Genomic DNA, 1,534 nt, shown 5'->3' with positions numbered 1-1,534 from the left:
CTTGATTGTATTTTTTGCAATCAGAGTATAAAAATATAATTCAAAATACTTGAAAATATTGATAAAATAAGGTATAATAAAAGGGTGATAAAATGCTTACTAAAGAGCAAATAAAACAAATTGAAAGTAACAAAAATCTTTTTTTGTTTATAGTAGAATTACTGGAAGAAATGAACAAAAAAGGAGAAAAAGAGATGACAATTATTTTCAATAGCGGAAAAGTAATAAGAAGAAAAAAAACAAATACAATTGGATAAAGGCAAGAGTTATGAAAGTTAATGAGCCGATTTATATGTAGATTAGGAATAGTCTATTTATAAGTCGGCTCTTTTTTTGTCTAAAAATCAAAGAAAGGGGGCAAAATGAAGATTGAGAAAATAAATATCAATGAAATAATTGAGTATTCAGGGAACGCAAAAGAACATCCTGAATGGCAAATTGAACAAATTAAAAACAGTATTCAAGAATTTGGGTTCAATGACCCGATTGCAATTGATGAAAAAAATATAATCATCGAAGGACACGGCAGATATTTGGCATTAAAAAAACTTGGATATAAAGAAATAGAAATAATTAGATTAAATCATTTAACAGAGGAACAAAAAGCAGCTTATGCTATTGCTCACAATAAATTAACTATGAATACAGAGTTCGATATTGAAAAATTGCAATATGAATTGAATAAGTTGGAGGTAAATGATTTTGATTTAAGTGTACTTGGTTTTGAAAAGTCTGAACTTGATGAGATTTTGCAAGAGGAAATGGAAGAGCTAGAAATTGAAGAAGAAGACACAGATAACACAGAAGTCAAACGTACTAAATTAATTTGTCCCTGCTGTAATCATATTGCTGAAAAGAGCGAATTTAAGGAGGTAATGGATGGCGAAGATACATAATGACAAATATTATACTCCTGATTCGGTTGTGCAAAAAGTTATTAAAGTTTTGGAAAAAGATGTGATGCATATAAAGGAATTCTCAAGGATTATAGAGCCAAGTGCGGGTGCTGGAGCATTTCTCAAAAGACTTCCTGAAAATGCAATTGGATACGATATAGAACCGCAAAGCGAGAATATTATAAAAGGCGATTATTTAAAACAGAATATTCTATATATGAAAAAAAGCCTTGTAATTGGAAATCCTCCGTTCGGAAGTAGCGGAAACTTACATACGGAGTTTATAAAGAAAAGTATGGAGCATTCTGACTATGTAGCATTTGTACTTCCAGGCGATATGTATAAGAAAGATAAGTTTGAAAATATAGAACTGTATAAATCATATATGTTGCCAGCGGTCAAATACAGCGGAGTTAAGTTAAGGTGCTGTTTCAATATTTATCGTAAGAGAAAAGGTGAATTAAAAGAAAAGAATATCAAAGGTGTCGAGATTTTAACTTTTTCTAAAACTAAGAACACAACAAAGCAGCAGGAGCTGGACTGGTTGAATATAAAAGCTGATTTCAGATTTATAGCATTTGGAACAATAAGATTGTTGAAAAGTACAGATAAAAGAGTTCGTGCAAAAGAAATAAAAA

The 1,534-nt window shown here is 30.2% G+C and carries 3 protein-coding genes; all 3 read left to right on the top strand.

From position 1 onward, the window contains the following. Nucleotides 1–92 precede the first annotated feature (92 nt). A complete protein-coding gene (locus tag Q0370_RS11690; RefSeq protein ID WP_158663007.1) occupies nucleotides 93–257 on the top strand; it encodes a hypothetical protein in 165 nt (54 codons plus the stop codon). 105 nt (nucleotides 258–362) lie between these two features. After that, on the top strand, nucleotides 363–896 hold the full coding sequence (locus Q0370_RS11685) for a ParB/Srx family N-terminal domain-containing protein (protein WP_299575934.1): 534 nt from the start codon (nucleotides 363–365) through the stop codon (nucleotides 894–896). Then, nucleotides 880–1,534, top strand: a 655-nt coding sequence (locus Q0370_RS11680; protein WP_299575932.1) for a hypothetical protein, incomplete at its 3' end; no start/stop codon positions are given. The genes Q0370_RS11685 and Q0370_RS11680, both read left to right, overlap by 17 nt.

It is taken from the genome of uncultured Leptotrichia sp. (assembly GCF_938036635.1).
In the GTDB taxonomy this organism is placed as follows: Bacteria; Fusobacteriota; Fusobacteriia; order Fusobacteriales; family Leptotrichiaceae; genus Leptotrichia; species Leptotrichia hongkongensis.
The sequence above is the reverse complement of the archived record's forward strand: the minus strand, read 5'-3'. Positions and strand labels throughout refer to the sequence as shown.